Origin of the sequence: Klebsiella sp. 141251, assembly GCF_050600725.1 — a bacterium.
GTDB classification, from domain to species: Bacteria; Pseudomonadota; Gammaproteobacteria; order Enterobacterales; family Enterobacteriaceae; genus Klebsiella; species Klebsiella aerogenes.
This window is the reverse complement of the sequence record NZ_JAQIRG010000001.1, coordinates 559,750-577,944: the sequence shown is the minus strand read 5'-3', so window position 1 is coordinate 577,944 and position 18,195 is coordinate 559,750. Positions and strand designations below refer to the sequence as shown.

The following is an 18,195-nucleotide window of genomic DNA, read 5'->3' as shown; positions in this document are numbered from 1 at the left end:
GTACGTAGATACATATACTTGTCTATACAACTCTACGCAAGCCAGGATTTAACAGAAATGATACAATTTTGTTATATTGCGTCAGCAATCACGTTTTGCTGACGCCAGGGTAAATTACGAGCTGAAATGGCCCTGCAGGCGGTAGCGCGCGCCGGGGAACAGCAGGCGAGCGTGTGAGACAATATGCGTCGTCGACCAGGTGCGGCGGCGAATAAGCAGACAGGGATCGTGCGGCATGATGCGCAGCAGCGCGCACTCTTCTGACGTCGCCTGCACCGCCTCGACGATATGTTCGCCTTCGGTTAACGGCGCGATGAGCGACAGATAATCATGCGGCGTGGTGGCGGTGTAATCCTGTAGTAGATAGTCCGGCACCACCGCGGCATTGACGCAGCGATCTTCAATTTGTACCGGGACCTCGTTTTCGAAATGCACCATCAGCGAATGGAAGATACGCGTGCCTTCGGCGACGTTGAGCGCCTCCGCCTGGATAACGTCCGCTTCGGTCTCCTCTAAAAGCAGCACCTCGCAGCGGTGCTGGTGACGGCGGGAGGCAATCTCATCGGCTATGCTGCGCACTTCAAACAGCGCCGACTGCCCTTTCGGCTCGGCGACGAAGGTACCGACTCCCTGTAGCCTCACCAGCAAGCCTTCATCCGTCAGTTCGCGCAGCGCGCGGTTGATGGTCATGCGGCTGAAGCCGAACTGGGCGACCAGTTCAGCCTCCGAGGGAATTCGGTCGTGCGGACGCCACTCGCCGCGGTGGATCTTTTCGCTGATCGCCTGCTTCACCTTTTCATAGAAAGGCGCGGGCGCGGAACGAGGTTGTTGTGCAAACATGGCCTGGCTTTCCTTATGCGTAATAAGCGGAGCGGCGAAACGAAAATAATAGCGCGGATCGCTAGCGCCACCAATGGGCGATTTGCCATGCCAGACGGGCCGCCGCGCGGGCGCCCTGTCCGTCGATGTCAAATTGCGGATTAAACTCGACCAAATCCACCGCCTGTAGCTTACCGCTGCGGCACAACGGCTCTACGATCCGCAGCAGGGTCGCCAGCGGCACGCCCAGCGCCGCTGGCGCGGAAACCGCCGGCATTTCGCGCGCCGGCAGCACGTCGAGATCGATAGTCAGATACAGACGGTCGAATTGCGCGATATTGCGCTCAAGCTCCGGCAACACGCGAGTTTCGAAGGCCTCCAGCACCTCCAGATCCTCAACGATAGCCACCTGGCGGCGCGCCGCTTCATCCCACAGCGCCTGGGTGTTCGCCGCCCGGCTCACGCCGATGCAGGTATAGTGAAAACCTCGCTGCTGCGCCTCACACTCCAGCGCCAGCTGGCGGAACGGCGTCCCGGAGCTGGCGCATTCGGCAAAGCGTAAATCCAGATGCGCGTCGAGATTAATAATGCCCACGTTTTCGCCCGGGAAGGCATCCAGTACCCCAGCGCCGTGGCCGAAGGCCGTCTCGTGGCCGCCGCCCAGCACCAGCGTGCGTTTGCCGGCGCGTTGACAGGCGGCCACCGCCTCCCGCAGCGCCTGATGCGCGGCTTCTAACTGTTCACCGTCGACGCTAATCGTGCCCATATCCACGCAGCGGTCATGGCCCTGATGGCTGGCCATATTGGCCAACGCCCGGCGTAGCGTTTCCGGACCATGTCCGGCGCCGGTACGACCTTTATTACGCCGTACGCCTTCGTCGCAGGCGAAGCCGAGCAGCGCGATATCGCCGGGCATCTCCTGCGGCGCGAAGCGTTCCGCGCGGGCGATGGTCTGGAACAGGCGCAGCGCATTGGGCGCTTCCGCGCTATCATCACGCCCCTGCCAAAGGTTGGCGGGCGTAGCTTGCCACAGCATCATTGCAGTTCTCCTCGTACCACGCGCCCCCAGAGCGGCGCGCGCCCCGGCTCATACACCATCTCGACCGGGTGCTCGGCATCCCAGATAGCGAAGTTTGCGACAAAGCCCGCCGCCAGCTGACCATGACTCTCCTGTCGCCCCAGCGCCCGCGCGGCATGGCGAGTCACCCCGGCCCAGGTCTCCTCCGGCGTTAAACCAAACTTGACGCAGGCCATGTTCATCGCCAGATGCAGGCTAGCGAAGGGGCTGGTGCCCGGGTTGAAATCAGTCGCCACCGCCATCGGCACCTGGTACTTGCGCAGCAGTTCCACCGGCGGTTTGCGGGTTTCGTTAAGGAAGTAAAACGCGCCGGGGAGCAGCGCTGCCACGGTGCCGCTTTCGCGCATCGCCGCCACGCCCTCTTCCGTCAGATACTCGATATGGTCGGCGGAAAGCCCGTGATAGCGGCTCACCAGCTGAGCGCCGCCCAACGACGAGAGCTGCTCAACGTGGCCTTTTACCGGAATGCCCAGCGCCTGCGCGGCCTGAAAGACGCGCTCGGTTTGCTGTGGGCTGAAGCCGACGTTTTCACAGAAGACGTCAACGCTTTCAAACAGTCCCTCTTGCCACAGCGTCGGCAGTATGGTCTCGCAGACCAGCGAGATATAGCCATCGGCGTCGCCATGATATTCCGGCGGCGTGGCGTGGGCGGAGAGCAGCGTCGCCGACAGTTCTACGCCATTGTCGTCGGCCAGTTGTCGGGCGACCCGCAGCATTTTGCGTTCGTTTTGCAGATCGAGACCGTAGCCTGATTTAATCTCCAGCGTTGTCACCCCTTCACGCAGCAGGCGAGCAAGACGCGGCTGCGCCAGCGCCAGTAGTTCTGCTTCGCTGCTTTCGCGCGTGGCGCGCACGGTGGAGTTAATGCCGCCGCCGTTGGCGCTGATGGTTTGATACGACACGCCGTTCAGCCGCTGCTCCCACTCCTGCGCCCGGCTACCGCCAAAAATCAGGTGAGTGTGGCAGTCAATGAGGCCCGGCGTCAGTAGCCGGCCTTGGAGGTCGATACGACGCCCCGCCGGGGCATCAGCATCGTCGACGATCGCCTCAATGCGGCCGTTACGCACCAGCAGCGCATGGCGCTCCAGCAGGCCGTACGGTTGGGAATAATCAGGGTTCAGGGTGGCGAGACGCGCGTTTCGCCAGATAACGAGTTCAGAGGTGGCTTCAGTCATAGCGTTCAACTTGTCATGGGTTGTATAGACATTTATTTTCATAACGCCGGTAATGTCAATAAAAGCGCGGGTAAATGTTATTTTTTTGTGACTACAGACGTTCCACTGTCACCAGGTATTGCGTAAAGAAGTGAAGTTTTTGAACTGGCATCTTCCCGTTTCGTTCAAGTTAGTATAAAACAGCAGGTTTTAAAGGACTTATACCCTGTCGCGCACAAAGGGTATGTAACTTTGCATATTATCGCCCGGAGCAACATGAACACATATTCCGTTTCCCGTCTGGCGCTGGCGCTGGCCTTCGGCGTGACGCTGTCCGCCTGTAGCTCGACGCCTGCCGATCAAAAGCCCTCAACGCAGACTGCACCGGGCAATACCGCACGGCCAATTCTTAGCGCCGATGAAGCGAAAAACTTCACTCAGGCAGCTTATTTCCAGTCGCTGACGCCGAATGCCGCCGCCTGGACGCCATCCGCGATCAGCCTGCCGGCACAGCCTGATTTCATCGTCGGCCCGGCGGGCGCCCAGGGCGTGACCCACACGACTATTCAGGCCGCGGTCGATGCGGCGATTGCCCGTCACTCCGCGCGTCGCCTGTTCATCGCCGTTATGCCGGGCGAATATGCGGGTACCGTCTATGTGCCTGCCGCGCCAGGCGCGCTGACCATTTATGGTACCGGTGAAAACCCTGCCGACGTCAAAATCAGCGAAGCGATTGATTCCGAAATGGACCGCAATAGCTGGCGTCACCTGGTCAATCCGGGCGGCAAATACATGCCGGGCAAGCCCGCGTGGTATATGTTCGACAGCTGCCAGAGCAAATCCGCCGCCACCGTGGGCGTGATGTGTTCCGCGGTCTTCTGGTCGCAGAATAATGGCCTGCAGCTGCAGAACCTGACTATCGCCAACAATCTCGGCGATAGCGTCGATGCCGGTACCCACCAGGCGGTGGCGTTGCGCAGCGATGGCGACCAGGTGCAGATCAACAAGGTCAACATTCTTGGCCGCCAGAACACCTTCTTTGTGACCAATAGCGGCGTGCAGAACCGTCTGCAGGACAACCGTCAGACCCGCACGCTGGTGACCAATAGCTATATTGAAGGCGATGTGGATATCGTTTCCGGTCGCGGCGCGGTGGTATTCGATAATACCGATTTCCGCGTCGTGAACTCGCGTACGCAGAAAGAAGCCTACGTTTTCGCACCAGCAACGCTGAAAAGCATGACCTACGGCTTCCTGGCGACCAATAGCCGCTTCACCGCGTCCGGCGATAACGTCGCGCAGCTTGGCCGCGCGCTGGACGTCGACGGCAACAGCAATGGCCAGGTGGTGATTCGCGATAGCGTCATCAATGAAGGCTTTAATATTGCTCAACCATGGGCGGCGGCGGTCGGTTCTAACCGCGCTTTCAGCGGTAACGTTGGCGCGCAGGATGATAAAGGCAACCCGCAGCGTAACCTTAACGACAACGGCTTCAACCGCATGTGGGAATATAACAACCGCGGCGTGGGCAGCTTTGTGGTTGCCGCTCCGAAACAGTAATATTATCGGCCCGCGCTCTCCCCAGGCGCGGGTTTTTCTTGTTAACGCATACTCTCACCACAACCCCAATTAATAATTTTCGCCAACGGCGAATAAATCCTCCCGCTCGCGCGTTTACTCCTCAGAACCGACAACGCGATGCTTTATCGCGTCTCTCGCCCTCCTGGAGGTCACCATGAACGCACAAATTTCTCCCATCAGGCGCTTAGTCGTTCCGGCGCTGCTATTTTTGTTATATACCCCGGCGGCGTTGGCCATGGGCGATAACAGCCCGAGCAAACAAACCCCGGATTGCCCGAGCGGTCAGGCCTACGACAGCGTGAGCCAAAAATGCGTTCCGCAAAAAACCAGCAGCCTTAGCGATGAAGATAAAACCAATTATGCCTGGCATCTGGCGAAAAAAGGGGAATATCAGGCCGCGCTTAACCTGCTGGATACGCTGCACAACGCCAATACGCCTGAGGCGTGGAACTATCGCGGCTACGCCACACGTAAGCTCGGCAGAACCGATGAAGGAATTGGCTATTATCAGCGGGCGCTGGCGCTGAAACCGGACTACGCGAAAGCCCGCGAATACCTTGGCGAAGCATGGATGGTTAAAGGACGCCCCGATCTGGCTAAGCAGCAGCTGGCGGCGATTGCCGGCATTTGCGGCCAAAGCTGCGAAGAGTACCGCGATCTTCAGTCGGCAATAAACGGACATCCTGAATCCTGATAGTCGTGATTCGCCAGAATCAATAAGGATAAGAACATCGCTAACCGTATCGTTGATAGCCAACTGGCCGCCCATCTTCCTCGCCTGTGGCGCTACGGCCTCGTACTCTCGCACAACCGCGACGTCGCCGAGGAACTGGTGCAGGCCACCTGCCTTCGCGCGCTCGAAAAGAGCGCGCAGTTTACCCCCGGCACCCGCATCGACAGGTGGCTATTTTCCATTTTGCACTCAATCTGGATTTCAGAGCTGCGCGCCCGCCAGGTCCGCCTCGGCCAGGGGTTTGTCGAGTGTGAGGAGCTGGCCGCCCCCGAGCCGGGCGAACAGGACGATACGCGGTGGCGCTATCGGCAACTTATGCTGCAGGTTAATCAACTGCCCGAGGCGCAGCGTAATGCCGTCTTTTTGGTGTATGTCGAGGGGTTTAGTTATCAGGAAGCCGCTGAGACGCTATCGGTACCTATTGGCACCATTATGAGTCGGCTGGCCGCCGCGCGGGAAACGCTGGCCAAAACGCCGGCGATTTCCTCCCCGGCGCAGGAGAAACGCTCATGAACCCTATTCGCTTTTCCCCACCCTGGCAGGACGAGGCCATTGTCGCCTGGCTTGATGGCGAAATGTGCGCGGAGGACGCCCGCCGTTTTAGCGAAACCTTTGCCCGCGACCCGCAGCTCGCCAACCGCACCGCCACGTTGATGAATAATCATCAGCCTTATCAACATGCTTTCGCCGCCCTGCTTGATGAAGCGCCCGTGGCGCGGATGCAGGCGAAACTGGCGCCCTATCTCGCCGCGCCGGAAAGTGAAGCGCAAAATCAGGCGCGCTTCAGCCGCCGCGCGCTGATCGCCGCCTCACTGGGCCTGTTGATTATCGGTAGCGCAACAAGTTACTTCTGGCGGCCTGCGCCGCAGGAGGACGATGACGAGAATATTCGCCGTCTTGAAGCCCAGTACATGTCGCTATATAGCGCGGAAACCGTGGCCGATGTTGATAATTCACCCGAGATGATCGACCGTGGCCTGCGTCGTTCGGCGCAGGATACAGGACTGTTGCTAGAACGACGCCAGCTCGCCTTGCCTGAGGCGGAGCTGAAAATGGTCCGTATGCTGCGCTACGAAAGTACCTCGATCACGCAAATTCTCTGGCTGCATACCGGTTACGGCCCGGTCGCGCTGTGTATTTCACCCGCCGCCCGGGAAACCGCCTCGCCGCCGCAAAATGAGCAGCGTCAGGGCATGAACCTGCGCTGGTGGCGCCACGGCGGCTACCAGTTTGCGTTGATCGGCCGTATGCCGACCCCCGCGCTCAACGATGCGGCGCACACCCTGCTGCAGGCGATAGTTTAAGCCTTCGCCTGCGGCACCCAGACCAGTTTGTTAACCGCGAAACCGAGCTCAGCGGCCAGGGCAAGGTACTGTTGTCGGATGTGGGACGGAATATCCGGGGTGCGCGAAAGCAGCCATAAATAGTCGCGGTTAGGCCCACTCACCAGCGCGTATTGATAATCCTCGTCGAGCGCGATCACGTTATATCCGCCATAGAAGGGACCGAAGAACGAGACTTTCAGCGCTGCCGTGGTGGAAGCGCCGGTGAAATAGGCTTTGCCTTCGCTTTCGCGCCAGCGGTTGTTTCGCGGGTCAAATCCTCGATTAAGTACGCGAATGCCGCCGTCATCACGCATGCTGTAAGTTGCCGTTACCTGCTGCAGACCTCGTTCGAAACGGTTTTCCAGGCGCGCGACTTCATACCAGCGCCCCAGATAGCGGCTGGCGTCAAAATGGTTTATCGGTTTTACTCCGTGAGGCGGCGTGGGAGTCTTACAGGCGACTAACGCCAGCGATACCGCAACCCCGGTCAGAATTGGCCATAGTTTCATCGCATTCCCTCCTTTTTCTCTTTCCTGGCAGACAAGTATAACCCCGCGCAGAGAGCATTCGTCGTTTTTCAGAGAGATTTACCGCCTGGACTGTACAAGAAAGAAGAAAATAAAAATCATATATATCAATAATATAAACAAAAACACATTAACCCATCGCTAATTTGTACAAATTAATTCGCAGAAATTTGTACAACTTTTCCCTGAGCGTCTATAGTTGACGGGTAGCTCGATTTTACGCGCGCGCTCGGGTCAGCACTCTGCGCCAACGCCGCGGTTATTTTGAGGTGGTTCCTGCTTTACCGTTGCCTGTCCGCAATGTTTTGGCGTAAACGATGTGCAAATCGTTTACGCCAGCGGCTTTTATTTATCGCGTGGGAGATTCAGGGTTATGCATATCAAAAATACGATCCCTGTGCAGTTTATAGCTAACTGCGCATTGCTGAAAAACATTGAAAATAGCTTATTGCAGGAAAATAAAACCGTGGATGACCTTCAATTAATTAGCGAGATTAATCAACGGTTACAAACAGAAAGTAATGAAATCCTTGCCGACCTCTATTTACAGGCGCTGGATATTCTGCGCTGTGGTGTTCATCATTAATCCGTCCATCCGCTTCGTGGAGACCAAAATGTTCAGTAAACACACGCACATTTGTTCCGAACGCTATGACCTGTGGATTGACAACCACTATCTTCTGAGCGGCATCAGCCTCATTCTGCGTACGCTGCCAGAAAGATGCTTCAGTAAAAAACATGTCTTTTTTACCAGCGACAGTTATTTTTCGGTATTACAGCATAAATACAATCGCCGGGAGACGGTTTTTGTTTTATTAACTGAAGGCAACGATCTTAATTTCCTTAGCGAACTGCCAATGTTACGCATCCCCGCCAGATCGACCCCTGCTGAATTAAAAACATTTCTCAATCAACCGACCCGATATTATAAATCGCATACTTCTCCTGGCGAACTGATACAGTTTACCGAGCGAGAAAAGAAAGTCATTCAGCTCATCAGTAATGGCGAAGCCATTGCCAGTATTGGTCGCTCGCTAAACTTGCATATTAAGACTATTTATCAAATCCGCTTGAATCTGATAAAAAAACTTGGCTGCAGCGGCAGGACAGATTTCTTTAATATCAGCCGTAGCGAAACATTTAAGTCCTGGAGTCAAATCCATCTGTAAGCGCGCGTGGCGTGAGCAAACAGAAACCTGCCTCACTTAAAAGGCAGGTTTTTTTATTCGTTACCGTGGAAGTGAATACTGAAACCCTGTTCCTGCCAGTGGCCCAGCAGCTCCAGTTGCAGCGGCGAAGCGGGGCGCCCGGTCCAGACGAAGATATGTTGCCCAGGAAACAGCTCCGGGCGAGGAGATTCTAACGGTTCCGCCAGCACGTTGACGTGCCAGCCACGCTGAGAAAGGCGCCAGGCTTCCAGCCATAGGCCGGTGCGGTCTTCATTCCCCCACCCCACCAGCAGCGTCTCCTTACCATTTTTTTTACGCGATTCCGCTAAAAACAGCGCCACGCAATCAATCAATATGCCATCCAACATGCTACTAATGACCATTGAGGTATTTTGATCGAGTTTCAGCCGCTGGCGCACCGGCGCGAACAGGCTATCAAGCAGGGTGTCGACGGGATGCTGATGGCTTAATGCGGTGATTTTGGCGCGGATTTTTGCCGGCTGCATATAGCGCAGGATACTCATCATCTCTTCCTGCAACTGTGCGGATTCGTCACGGGCGGCAGGTAGCTGGCCTTCAAGCAGCGCCTTCACTTTGCCCACTGAAACGCCACGCTCTATCCAGCGCTTAATTTCTTCGATTCGCTGAATATCTTCTTCATCAAACTGACGGTGCCCGCCTTCGCTACGCTGCGGTTTCAGCAAACCATAACGCCGCTGCCAGGCTCGAAGGGTGACCGGATTGATTCCGCAACGCTCGGCTACTTCACCGATACTGTAAAAAGCCATAAGCCGCCTTTTCTCAACCTGATACTTTAGCGCCTAAACTAACGAATTTAGGCATACTGTACAACTCTCTTTTCTTGTACAGATAAAGATATCAGGTTGTAGCTCACAGCTTGCGGGAAAAAGGATGAAAGTGCGTTTACGCTATCTCAGAGTGGATCATATTTTCCCCGGCCAGGCGATAGCCGGCAGGCCACCCAGTCGCGGACTGGCAAACAGATTTCCCTGAAAATGAGAAATACCCGCCGCCTCCAGCCACATCCACTCCTCCGCCTGCTCAACGCCAACCACCGATACGGAAATTTCCAGCGAGTGACAGCATTTAATAATCGCCTGCACGATAGCCTGACGCGGCCCGTCACGATGGATATTGCGGATCAGCTGCTGATCAATTTTAATTCGATCCGGTTGATAGTGCGCCAGCAGCGATAGCCCGGCAAAACCGGCGCCAAAGTGATCGATAGCGACGCGAATTCCCGCCCCCTTCAATTTGCGTACGGCATCGGTAAACTCATCCATTCGCGAGATCACTTCACGCTCGGTGAATTCAACAATAATCTGTTCCGGGATCAGATCGTTGCGCTGAATTTCCGTTAGCAGAAATGGCACCGCATCCGCCACTTTCACCAGCGTCATCGGCAGCAGGTTGATGGTCAGCGTACGTTCACGCAGGCCTAATTTACCGGCAATGGCCAACGCAACCCGTTTACATTGCAAATCCGCGACGTAAACCTCATCGCTGGACAAACCGGCAAAATAGGCCGCAGGCGGCTCTCCGTCAACGGTGCGTAGCAGCGCTTCCCAGGAGACTATTTCACAGGCAAAAGGGTCAACCACCGGCTGAAAAGCAAAACAGCATGATTCAGCGCGGTCGATACAGGGCGCGGCCGGGTAAAACGAGCTCTCATCAGCAGTAAAATCCCAGCTATCAGCTGACGGAATTTCATAATAATTCTCTTTTTCCGTCGCTTCGACAAAGGTACGGAAAAAATGTAGCGCCCGGTCGTCGTAAGTCAGCTGATATTTTGTCGTCCCCTTATCCAGCACGTTCTGTAATACCGCGTCGCGATCGTGTTCCCTTAAATCAAACAGCTCCATGCCGACCTTACCAAAGCGGCGAGACGGCGCGTAATCGCACAAAAGCTCCACCAGATTGTAATGACGCGGGTCCGCGCAAATATGCCGATAGATTTGCTGTACGTTTTCTTCCGGTCCCTCAATGAGTTGGAAGAAATGCGTACCGTTAAAAAGTAAAATACCGGTGACATCCGCCTGACCATTTCTCTCGTTAGCCGCAGCAACCATCGACTCGAGCGATTTGAATGAGACATCGTCGCAGATATGGCTGCGATAAATGATGGTGGTGAGCATAGCGATTCCAGATGAGAGGTATAAGCATTCACAGTAGCAGTTACTGTTCGATACGTCTTGCGAAACAAGTATTTATATTAACAAAAATTGAACACACAACGCCGCCAGGCCGTATAATCTTGTACAAGCTGTCACGCTTAGAATCCTCATCGCAATTTTACACAAAATAAAAAAACAACAAATTTATCGTTAGTTTTCAACAAACTATACTCCAATCACAATTTATTGCGCAACACGCTATGTACAAGTTAAAGATTATTGTATAAGTTTACTCACAGTTAACAGATGAGTGAAATTAAAGGAGCGCATATGCAGCAGAATGGTTACATTCCAGATACAGCGAACGCGATAGCCCAGTATTTCAACAAAGCATCGTTACCTTCCCAGCAGGAGACGCTGGGCGAAATCGTGATGGACATACTCACCGAAGGGCGGCATTTAAACCGCAAAGCGCTCTGCACCAAGTTACTGAGCCGTCTTGACGTCGCACGAGCTCCGGAAGAAGAAAATCATTATCAAACGTTGATTGGCCTGCTGTTTGAGCGTCAGGAGTAAACGCTGACTGTCGGCCTGCACCTGACCTGGCTTACAGGAACAACGAGGCATGCAGAGGGACGATGATGAAAAGCAGTCGATCAGAACGGGTTAGCGATGAGATTATTGGCGAGGCGGTTTTATCCCTTCTTAAAACAAACCGGCCAATTAATATTCCGACGCTGCTAGTCAAACTTCGGTTAATGCAGGCAGCGGAAACGAACCACCAGCGAAGGAATGCAATTATTGCCGTTATTGATGAAATTAGCGTCAGACTCACGACGCGCGGCAATCACGCTCCGGTCATTAAAAAGATTAACGGCCAGTGGGAAAACAGAGCCGTTGTTGTGGATGGTAACGTCGAACCGACGGGTAAAAAAATACACTGATCCCCAATCAAGTTTAATAAACAAGTGAGAATATGATGAGACAGACTATGCATCAGCAATCAGATATTTACGCAGGACTGCAGGATAGAGCGCTCTCAGAATATTTCCGCGCCGCCGGAGATAAATTAGTCGATGAATCTGCGGTAATGTCGCTGGCAATCGACAGCATCCTCAGCTCAGATGGGCATCTGAGCAATAAGGCGCTTATTTTATGGTTGATCAATGCCCTGGAAACCACCGATAACGTGGTCACCGCGGATGTGATTCGCAAGACGCTGGAAATTGTCGTCGGCTATACGATGGATGATATTTAAGCCTGTCAGTCCGAATAAAAAAACCTCGCGGCGCGAGGTTTTTTTATTCCATCAGTAGCACATTAATGCGCGTTAACCACTACCCACATCGGTCCCTGACCAACGGCATAACGCCCTTTCTCTTTTAACAGCCCCTGCTCGCCGGCAATTTCATATACTGCGATATGATGCGATTTCTGCCCGGCGGCAATCAAATACTTACCGCTGTGATCGAGATTAAAGCCGCGCGGCTGCGCTTCGGTCGGCTGATAGCCTTCAATAGACAGTACGCTACCGTCTTCAGAAACGCTGAAGATGGTAATAATGCTGGCGGTACGATCGCAGGCATAAAGATGGCGGCCATCCGGCGTAATATGAATATCCGCAGCCCAGCGCACGCCGGTGAAATCTGGCGGCATCATATCCAGCGTCTGCACGCACTCAATTTTCCCGTGCGGATCTTTAAGCTCCCACACGTCAACGGAGCTGTTCAGTTCATTCACACAGTAGCCGTACTGCTGGTTCGGATGGAACACCATATGCCGCGGACCGGCGCCTTCAACGGTAGTGACTTCCGCCGGCTCCTGTGCGGCCAGATAGCCGTCGTCGCTCAGGTTAAACAGGCAAATACGATCCTGCTTCAGCGCCGGTACCCATAGCGTGCGGTTGTCCGGCGAAATATTGGCCGAGTGACAGCCTTCCAGCCCCTCGACGACGGTGACCGTTTCGCCCGGCAGGCCGTCAATCAATGGCGTCACGCTCACGCAACCCTGATTGTAGGAAGCGCTAAAAACAAAACGGCCCTGATGGTCGGTGGAGATATGCGTCGGGCTCCCCGGCAGCGCGGCTTCACCGGCGAAAGTCAGCGCGCCATTATCTGGCGCAATGCGGTAAGCCAGGACGCGAAACTCCGGACGAACGCCGACATAGAGATACTCTTTGTTCGGGCTTACCACCATCGGCTGCACCTGGCCCGGGGCATCAACAACCTGAACCAATGTCAGATTTCCCTCAGCATTGAGGCTCCAGACGTGAATCTGATGGCTCTCCGGGCTGGCGGTATATACGGTTTGTTTCATGACTACTCCTTTCCTCACTGCTCGTGAAACTGCTCGTGGACATCGTTATACATTTCATCCGGCGCGCGACGCAACGATGAATGGTATAGACGTTTTTAACGGTAGATGCTGAAAAATTTGCCCCTGAGACGAAGCCGTGTACCATCATGGCAGACAACTTTTCATCATTTACCGGAACCAACACATGACCTCACGCGTGATCGCCCTCGATTTAGACGGCACCCTACTGACCTCGAAAAAAACGATTCTTCCGGCGTCGCTCGATGCGCTGGCTCGCGCCCGGGAGGCTGGATATCAGGTGATCGTCGTAACCGGCCGACATCACGTCGCTATCCATCCTTTTTATCAGGCACTGGCTCTCGATACACCTGCAACTTGTTGTAATGGTACCTATTTGCATGTGTCGCATGATTTACAACATTCGATAAGACATTGAAAATTCAGACCTGAACTACCAAAGCACCTACCTAATGATGGTAACAATTTTGACGTAAATGTTAAGCATTGTACTATCGAATATCTCCCTACCGAAACATAGCGAATCTGGACATGAACTATAAAGTAATCGCCCTTGATCTGGACGGAACACTACTAACACCCGAAAAAAAAATCCTTCCCGAATCGTTAACTGCCCTACAGAAAGCTCAAAACGCGGGGGCAAGAGTAATAATCGTAACTGGGCGACATTATGTAGCTATTCACCCTTTTTATCAGGCATTAGCTCTTGATACACCTGCAATATGTTGCAATGGTGCTTTATTGTACGATTATTGCCAAAACACAGTAATTGACTCAGATCCATTGCAAGCAGAACAAGCCACAAAATTGATTGCCATGCTCGATAGTTATAGTGTTCATAGTTTGATGTATGCCGATGATGCCATGTTCTACCAAGAACCAACGGGGCATATTGTCCGTACAGAAAATTGGGCTAAATCTCTTCCAGCGTCACAACGTCCAATCTTCAAACAAGTCCCCTCTCTTAGTGAAGTATCGCAAAATGTTGATGCTATCTGGAAATTCGCCCTTACTGATTCTGATACTGAAAAACTACATAGCTTTGGTCAGATCGTAGAGCGTGAGCTTGGTCTTGCTTGTGAATGGTCTTGGCATGACCAAGTAGACATAGCACAAGCCGGAAATAGTAAGGGTAAACGCCTTGCACAATGGGTAGAATCACAAGGTTTATCTATGAGCCAAGTAATAGCCTTTGGCGATAATTTCAACGATTTAAGCATGTTGAAAAATGCTGGTTTGGGTGTTGCTATGGGTAACGCCGTTGATGAAGTAAAAGCCAGTGCTGATTTAGTAATAGGGGACAATACAGAGACTGGTATTGCTCAAATAATTAACCAATATTTTTAAAATCAAGTAATGTGATATACATCTTGTTATGGCGGTAAAAATTATAAATTTGTACCGTCATAATCTACTAACACACTTTCACATATAACCTTTGTACCGTTCCATTCATCTTTGTAAATGCTCGTATCGATACCCACACCAGGATGCAATTCTAAACCAGTGTCATTAATAAAACGTAGGTACTTAGTAGATGAGTAAGTTACTATACTAGCAATACATATGTATCAAGGAGAATGCATTGGATACTACAGAACAGATAAATGGATATTACTTCGATGGGAAGTCAAATCTAAGCGAAAGTGAACTGTTGTTTTGGCTACTCATGGATGAGAGTTATAAACAGTTTGGTGATTTGCTGGATTACTTCGCGTGGGGCTCAATGATTCTTAGTCTTCCTCTTGTTCCAGTACGGGGCAAGGTAGACTATCGGCGTGCAACTAGAGGTACAAGCCCACTCTCCCTGGTTTTTCGTAAGGTGTTCACTGGTTCCTTTGAGACACGTAAGAAAACACTTACTATTAAGTCGATACTCCGCAAGGATTGGGCATACACTACCAGTATTGGCGGCTACATTGGACGTTGGGTACCGTGGATTGGTGTTATGATCACTGTTTACGATATTGGTGTCATTACTACTAATGTCGTTCACCGTTATCGATTAATTACGGGGAAATAGGCATGGATATTGATGCTACTGTTCACAGACTGATCGAAAAGCACTTTTGGAAGATGGACAATGATACATCACTGAGTGATGGTGATAATGTAGTGCTTCCAGAAGATATGGACTCATTTCTAAATGACTACTCTCAATCATTGCATGTAGATATCCAGAGTTTTAAATTTCGTCGCTATTTTCCTAATATTGGTATTTGGTTTCTGCCAAACGCTATCCTTCCTGAATACCTCAAAACAGACCACCACAAACCAGAACCATTGACGGTACAAATGTTTATTGAAAGTGCTAAAGCTGGAAAATGGATTTATGATTAAGATAATTATTTCTGTATCATTTATCTTTTATTATTACTAAGTATCATCACTCATGATATTTTGGAATAACATACTGCTTTCTACCGTTCTTTTATTATTCATTGTAGCTATAGTTACATTTATTAAAGTTTTAGCTTATGGAACTGGTATTACAAACTTGATTAGTACTATCGAGGTAGGTAGCCTTACAGATATCATCAGTTCTTTGAGTTCCCTCGGTACTCTAGTAATTGCTTATCTCGCGTATAAATCGGCTCCACTATGGATTCGTGAAAAGCAAAATGAAGAAGGTTTCAATCATGTTAGCTCGATGCTTAGAGACTATGATAGCATTGTTTTGGAATTGCGTAATATTTACTGGGATGTGTTCCCTGGTGCTATTACTGTTTCTAATCAACAAGAAATAAGGAATAAAATTAATAAATGTACTGAAAATTATTTCTCATTAGAATCAAAACTTAAAGCTTGTAAAAGATGGAAAATCGAGTACCCACTTGAAGTAGAGACGCACTTCAAAAAAATTCTTGATTTTTATTCAAAGGCATTAGACGTTGCTGCCATCCAGCAGTTTGGTGATTATAATAGGGCATATCAATTGCAACAACATTTAACTGGTATACGAGATGAGATTATCAATGATAGAGATTTTTTTCTTCGTGATATCGATCATATTTTTAAATTCCAAAAATAAAAGCAGCACAGCTACGTGATACAACAACCCGGCTCAATAGTACTATATTATTAGCTGCTAATAGTAAGGACAATACAAGTTCCACAATAGAGAGGTGATAAAATTAATAATCTCTGAACTGAACTAAAAAATGTTATAATGAATTTATTTAAATTAACCGAATACGGATGATCATGATTTTACCTCAATACGAACCTCGAACTGGAACAATCCCTGCCAAAACTGTTTATGAGATATCTCTAAAATATCAGTTCAATAAGTTAATATATTTTTGCGAAAAATTTAATATCCTATTGACTCAGCCGCGAGAAACTCATTATTTAGAGACAGAATGCCATTACTATTTTGATGCTATTATTAACAATGCAGCATCTCTAGCAGAATATTATCTCCCCTGCGTAATTTACTCGATCATAGGAACTGTTCTTCCTGAGCCAATAGCTCCAAGATTTGATGGATTTAGAAAAAACATAGACAAAAAAGGTTATGATAAAGCTAAGTTTGAATTATTTGAACACTATCAACTTTCTGTTTTATTAAAATCCAGAGATGACTTTAGAGAAGTATATGCACAACGTTGCAATGATACATTTGATCGTTCCATTAAATTCTTAATTAATGGTGACTACGAAATTATATTTACCTTGAATAACTACATTAAGCATAACGCAATGAATTTTAGTTATGCTCCTCGTATTATAACAAATAGTGGTAATATAAAAAACTTCCCTTACCTCAGATTTGAACCCGATCAAAATTTCATGCTTGGTGATTCTACTCTTAAAAGATTACTGCTTGAGGATTACAATAAAATAAAATCAGAAAATGAAGAGTTTTATATATGCGAAGATAAGTTCTTTAAAACAGGTGAATTAGGATCCCTTTTATTTCTTAACAACAAAAAAATCACCTATACTAAAGGTAATAGTTCAGCAGGCGTCACATCAGAAAGCCTATTACGTTTAATTTATCAACTCTCAAGGAATATACTTGAAAGTATGACGGAAAGCGTAAAAGGTTCTGATATATCCATCTTTGATGAATATACTACCCTCCTAGATAAAATTACTGAACTAGAGCATAACTCATAACTTAATCAATATCATGCATGGTAAGTAACTTATTTGGAGAGGAAAGTTTCACCTCTCCATTCTCCCTTCACATGGTTTGCCCAATGCATAAAGTAGTAGATAAGTCATTAATAATTAAAAAAACTCATTTTGTCCCGATCATTTTAGTAATTAACCTATTATATAACCCAATGGCCGGGACATTTTGAATGTTATCACTCGCTGATCTGTATCGCCAACGTCGCAACCTTGGTGTAGAATCAGTATTTGTTCCTTCCTATAGCACAGAGACTGTATGACCAAACAAGATTGGATAATGCAACTTCGCCGTTGTATTTGTATTGAAACACTCGATAAAGTCATTGATAAAAACAAGTATGAACTTTCTAATGATGAGTTAGAAACTTTCTATTCAGCCGCTGATCATCGGCTGGCAGAACTCACTATGGGTAAATTGTATGATAAGATTCCCGCTAGTGTGGAAGTACGTTAAATGAAATGGACTAATAGAATAATCACCGGACTTGTTATAGTACTACTCACTCTTTTAGTACTGCTTTTGATCAGTACTATCTACTACAGCACAGATAAGAAAATGGAACTAGGCTCATTAACAGATTGGATTAGTGCAGGTGCAAACATCTGTATGGCTGGGGCTGCTCTTTATGCCGGGGCTAAGGCTATTAACTTCTTTAGAGCACAAGCAATTGATCATGCTCAAAACCTTTTGGCTAGATTTAATGATGTGAAAGTTGATATTGAAATGTTCCATTTTGATTTATTAAAAGAAACAACATGCAAGGTGGAACACCTTTATAATGCGAAAGAAAATACCAATCAAGACATTAATATTTCCAGTGTAGAATTGAATAATTTAGATAATAGATTGAGAGATCTACGTAAACAATCAATGAATTTTCTCACTTTACTTAATAGTACTAAACGCTTTGGTTATACAATGAAAGAAGAATACAGGGGAACACTTAAAATGAAAGTAAGTGAATATTGCAATGCCGCTGTTGAACACTTAGCTTACTACAAAAAAGATACTGATGTTATTGCAGCATCAATTTTATTAAATGAATTAAAACATCTTAACAATGACCAAAGCGTGAAATTGAATGAGTTAAAAGACAATCTTCATTCGACCTATTTGTTGCTTGATGATAACATTGAGAATATATTCACATTTAAATAATTCTTTTTGTCCCTTGCACTAGATATTGTGCAAGGGACAAA

Annotated in this window: 22 protein-coding genes and 2 pseudogenes; 17 read left to right on the top strand and 7 right to left on the bottom strand. The window is 49.5% G+C overall.

Going from position 1 to position 18,195, the window contains the following annotated elements; translation table 11 throughout:
- Window positions 1–114 precede the first annotated feature (114 nt).
- The 3 genes from PGR09_RS02815 to hutI all read right to left on the bottom strand — a co-directional run bounded on the left by PGR09_RS02815 (window position 115) and on the right by hutI (window position 3,114).
- A complete protein-coding gene (locus tag PGR09_RS02815) occupies window positions 115–840 on the bottom strand; it encodes a histidine utilization repressor (protein WP_045395067.1) in 726 nt (241 codons plus the stop codon).
- A 61-nt stretch (window positions 841–901) separates the two neighbouring features.
- Window positions 902–1,858, bottom strand: coding sequence for a formimidoylglutamase (gene hutG, locus PGR09_RS02810; RefSeq protein WP_047049171.1), 957 nt, complete (start codon window positions 1,856–1,858; stop codon window positions 902–904).
- A complete protein-coding gene (hutI, locus tag PGR09_RS02805) occupies window positions 1,855–3,114 on the bottom strand; it encodes an imidazolonepropionase (RefSeq protein WP_316422467.1) in 1,260 nt (419 codons plus the stop codon). The genes hutG and hutI overlap by 4 nt, the downstream gene beginning before the upstream one ends.
- A gap of 213 nt (window positions 3,115–3,327) precedes the next feature.
- On the opposite strand from hutI, the gene PGR09_RS02800 reads away from it, so the two are divergent.
- The 4 genes from PGR09_RS02800 (at window position 3,328) to PGR09_RS02785 (ending at window position 6,669) form a co-directional block, all read left to right on the top strand.
- Window positions 3,328–4,611 carry a putative acyl-CoA thioester hydrolase gene (locus tag PGR09_RS02800; RefSeq protein WP_045395070.1) on the top strand — a complete coding sequence of 428 codons (1,284 nt, stop codon included), beginning with the start codon at window positions 3,328–3,330 and terminating at the stop codon, window positions 4,609–4,611.
- Window positions 4,612–4,786: 175 nt separating this feature from the next.
- Complete coding sequence (locus PGR09_RS02795) at window positions 4,787–5,326, top strand: tetratricopeptide repeat protein (protein WP_047049178.1); 540 nt, start codon at window positions 4,787–4,789, stop codon at window positions 5,324–5,326.
- A gap of 18 nt (window positions 5,327–5,344) precedes the next feature.
- On the top strand, window positions 5,345–5,878 hold the full coding sequence (locus PGR09_RS02790; RefSeq protein WP_430915838.1) for an RNA polymerase sigma factor: 534 nt from the start codon (window positions 5,345–5,347) through the stop codon (window positions 5,876–5,878).
- A complete protein-coding gene (locus PGR09_RS02785) occupies window positions 5,875–6,669 on the top strand; it encodes an anti-sigma factor family protein (protein WP_430915775.1) in 795 nt (264 codons plus the stop codon). Before PGR09_RS02790 ends, PGR09_RS02785 begins: the two co-directional genes overlap by 4 nt.
- Here PGR09_RS02785 and blc read toward each other — a convergent pair.
- A complete protein-coding gene (gene blc, locus PGR09_RS02780; RefSeq protein WP_045395074.1) occupies window positions 6,666–7,199 on the bottom strand; it encodes an outer membrane lipoprotein Blc in 534 nt (177 codons plus the stop codon). The two genes, PGR09_RS02785 and blc, sit on opposite strands and share 4 nt — an antisense overlap.
- A gap of 391 nt (window positions 7,200–7,590) precedes the next feature.
- Between blc and PGR09_RS02775 the strand changes: the two genes are divergently transcribed.
- Together PGR09_RS02775 and PGR09_RS02770 are read left to right on the top strand one after the other, a co-directional pair.
- Window positions 7,591–7,803, top strand: coding sequence for a hypothetical protein (locus PGR09_RS02775; protein WP_047064959.1), 213 nt, complete (start codon window positions 7,591–7,593; stop codon window positions 7,801–7,803).
- 28 nt (window positions 7,804–7,831) lie between these two features.
- A complete protein-coding gene (locus PGR09_RS02770; protein ID WP_045395089.1) occupies window positions 7,832–8,386 on the top strand; it encodes a helix-turn-helix transcriptional regulator in 555 nt (184 codons plus the stop codon).
- A 53-nt stretch (window positions 8,387–8,439) separates the two neighbouring features.
- Here the strand turns inward: PGR09_RS02770 and PGR09_RS02765 are convergent, their stop codons facing one another.
- Window positions 8,440–9,174 carry a MerR family transcriptional regulator gene (locus tag PGR09_RS02765; RefSeq protein WP_015704784.1) on the bottom strand — a complete coding sequence of 245 codons (735 nt, stop codon included), beginning with the start codon at window positions 9,172–9,174 and terminating at the stop codon, window positions 8,440–8,442.
- A 156-nt stretch (window positions 9,175–9,330) separates the two neighbouring features.
- Window positions 9,331–10,542: a diguanylate phosphodiesterase gene (locus tag PGR09_RS02760; RefSeq protein WP_047049188.1), complete on the bottom strand. Its 1,212-nt coding sequence runs from the start codon at window positions 10,540–10,542 to the stop codon at window positions 9,331–9,333.
- Window positions 10,543–10,851: 309 nt separating this feature from the next.
- On the opposite strand from PGR09_RS02760, the gene ycgZ reads away from it, so the two are divergent.
- From ycgZ to PGR09_RS02745, 3 genes are all read left to right on the top strand, one after another.
- The gene (ycgZ, locus tag PGR09_RS02755; protein WP_015367637.1) at window positions 10,852–11,097 is read left to right on the top strand and encodes a regulatory protein YcgZ; all 246 of its coding nucleotides are present in this window, start codon (window positions 10,852–10,854) and stop codon (window positions 11,095–11,097) included.
- Window positions 11,098–11,162: 65 nt separating this feature from the next.
- Complete coding sequence (locus PGR09_RS02750; RefSeq protein WP_430915774.1) at window positions 11,163–11,465, top strand: hypothetical protein; 303 nt, start codon at window positions 11,163–11,165, stop codon at window positions 11,463–11,465.
- A gap of 47 nt (window positions 11,466–11,512) precedes the next feature.
- Entirely contained in the window at window positions 11,513–11,779 is a 267-nt protein-coding gene (locus tag PGR09_RS02745) for a biofilm development regulator YmgB/AriR family protein (RefSeq protein WP_045395077.1), read from the top strand.
- A gap of 62 nt (window positions 11,780–11,841) precedes the next feature.
- Here the strand turns inward: PGR09_RS02745 and pgl are convergent, their stop codons facing one another.
- Window positions 11,842–12,837, bottom strand: coding sequence for a 6-phosphogluconolactonase (gene pgl, locus PGR09_RS02740; RefSeq protein ID WP_015367640.1), 996 nt, complete (start codon window positions 12,835–12,837; stop codon window positions 11,842–11,844).
- 184 nt (window positions 12,838–13,021) lie between these two features.
- Between pgl and PGR09_RS02735 the strand changes: the two are divergent.
- From PGR09_RS02735 to PGR09_RS02700, 8 genes and pseudogenes are all read left to right on the top strand, one after another.
- Window positions 13,022–13,246: pseudogene (locus tag PGR09_RS02735) on the top strand (HAD-IIB family hydrolase); the annotation flags it as partial.
- A 140-nt stretch (window positions 13,247–13,386) separates the two neighbouring features.
- Window positions 13,387–14,202, top strand: a complete 816-nt coding sequence (locus PGR09_RS02730) for a pyridoxal phosphatase (protein ID WP_315709692.1) — start codon at window positions 13,387–13,389, stop codon at window positions 14,200–14,202.
- 238 nt (window positions 14,203–14,440) lie between these two features.
- On the top strand, window positions 14,441–14,878 hold the full coding sequence (locus tag PGR09_RS02725; RefSeq protein ID WP_315709691.1) for an STM2901 family protein: 438 nt from the start codon (window positions 14,441–14,443) through the stop codon (window positions 14,876–14,878).
- Window positions 14,879–14,880: 2 nt separating this feature from the next.
- Window positions 14,881–15,195, top strand: a complete 315-nt coding sequence (locus PGR09_RS02720; protein ID WP_315709690.1) for a DUF1493 family protein — start codon at window positions 14,881–14,883, stop codon at window positions 15,193–15,195.
- Between the two features lie 52 nt (window positions 15,196–15,247).
- A complete protein-coding gene (locus PGR09_RS02715) occupies window positions 15,248–15,886 on the top strand; it encodes a hypothetical protein (protein ID WP_315709689.1) in 639 nt (212 codons plus the stop codon).
- A 173-nt stretch (window positions 15,887–16,059) separates the two neighbouring features.
- Window positions 16,060–16,977 carry a hypothetical protein gene (locus PGR09_RS02710; RefSeq protein WP_430915772.1) on the top strand — a complete coding sequence of 306 codons (918 nt, stop codon included), beginning with the start codon at window positions 16,060–16,062 and terminating at the stop codon, window positions 16,975–16,977.
- Between the two features lie 274 nt (window positions 16,978–17,251).
- A pseudogene (gene hha, locus PGR09_RS02705) lies at window positions 17,252–17,453 on the top strand (hemolysin expression modulator Hha).
- A complete protein-coding gene (locus PGR09_RS02700) occupies window positions 17,450–18,154 on the top strand; it encodes a hypothetical protein (RefSeq protein ID WP_315709686.1) in 705 nt (234 codons plus the stop codon). Before hha ends, PGR09_RS02700 begins: the two are co-directional and overlap by 4 nt.
- Window positions 18,155–18,195 lie beyond the last annotated feature (41 nt).

Excerpts from the sequence above, each read along its gene's own strand:
- PGR09_RS02815 (WP_045395067.1), bottom strand. The coding sequence starts at position 840 with ATGTTTGCACAACAACCTCGTTCCGCGCCCGCGCCTTTCTATGAAAAG.
- hutG (WP_047049171.1), bottom strand. The coding sequence starts at position 1,858 with ATGATGCTGTGGCAAGCTACGCCCGCCAACCTTTGGCAGGGGCGTGAT.
- hutI (WP_316422467.1), bottom strand. The coding sequence starts at position 3,114 with ATGAAAATAAATGTCTATACAACCCATGACAAGTTGAACGCTATGACT.
- PGR09_RS02800 (WP_045395070.1), top strand. The coding sequence starts at position 3,328 with ATGAACACATATTCCGTTTCCCGTCTGGCGCTGGCGCTGGCCTTCGGC.
- PGR09_RS02795 (WP_047049178.1), top strand. The coding sequence starts at position 4,787 with ATGAACGCACAAATTTCTCCCATCAGGCGCTTAGTCGTTCCGGCGCTG.
- PGR09_RS02785 (WP_430915775.1), top strand. The coding sequence starts at position 5,875 with ATGAACCCTATTCGCTTTTCCCCACCCTGGCAGGACGAGGCCATTGTC.
- blc (WP_045395074.1), bottom strand. The coding sequence starts at position 7,199 with ATGAAACTATGGCCAATTCTGACCGGGGTTGCGGTATCGCTGGCGTTA.
- PGR09_RS02775 (WP_047064959.1), top strand. The coding sequence starts at position 7,591 with ATGCATATCAAAAATACGATCCCTGTGCAGTTTATAGCTAACTGCGCA.
- PGR09_RS02770 (WP_045395089.1), top strand. The coding sequence starts at position 7,832 with ATGTTCAGTAAACACACGCACATTTGTTCCGAACGCTATGACCTGTGG.
- PGR09_RS02765 (WP_015704784.1), bottom strand. The coding sequence starts at position 9,174 with ATGGCTTTTTACAGTATCGGTGAAGTAGCCGAGCGTTGCGGAATCAAT.
- PGR09_RS02760 (WP_047049188.1), bottom strand. The coding sequence starts at position 10,542 with ATGCTCACCACCATCATTTATCGCAGCCATATCTGCGACGATGTCTCA.
- ycgZ (WP_015367637.1), top strand. The coding sequence starts at position 10,852 with ATGCAGCAGAATGGTTACATTCCAGATACAGCGAACGCGATAGCCCAG.
- PGR09_RS02750 (WP_430915774.1), top strand. The coding sequence starts at position 11,163 with ATGAAAAGCAGTCGATCAGAACGGGTTAGCGATGAGATTATTGGCGAG.
- PGR09_RS02745 (WP_045395077.1), top strand. The coding sequence starts at position 11,513 with ATGCATCAGCAATCAGATATTTACGCAGGACTGCAGGATAGAGCGCTC.
- pgl (WP_015367640.1), bottom strand. The coding sequence starts at position 12,837 with ATGAAACAAACCGTATATACCGCCAGCCCGGAGAGCCATCAGATTCAC.
- PGR09_RS02730 (WP_315709692.1), top strand. The coding sequence starts at position 13,387 with ATGAACTATAAAGTAATCGCCCTTGATCTGGACGGAACACTACTAACA.
- PGR09_RS02720 (WP_315709690.1), top strand. The coding sequence starts at position 14,881 with ATGGATATTGATGCTACTGTTCACAGACTGATCGAAAAGCACTTTTGG.
- PGR09_RS02715 (WP_315709689.1), top strand. The coding sequence starts at position 15,248 with ATGATATTTTGGAATAACATACTGCTTTCTACCGTTCTTTTATTATTC.
- PGR09_RS02710 (WP_430915772.1), top strand. The coding sequence starts at position 16,060 with ATGATTTTACCTCAATACGAACCTCGAACTGGAACAATCCCTGCCAAA.
- PGR09_RS02700 (WP_315709686.1), top strand. The coding sequence starts at position 17,450 with ATGAAATGGACTAATAGAATAATCACCGGACTTGTTATAGTACTACTC.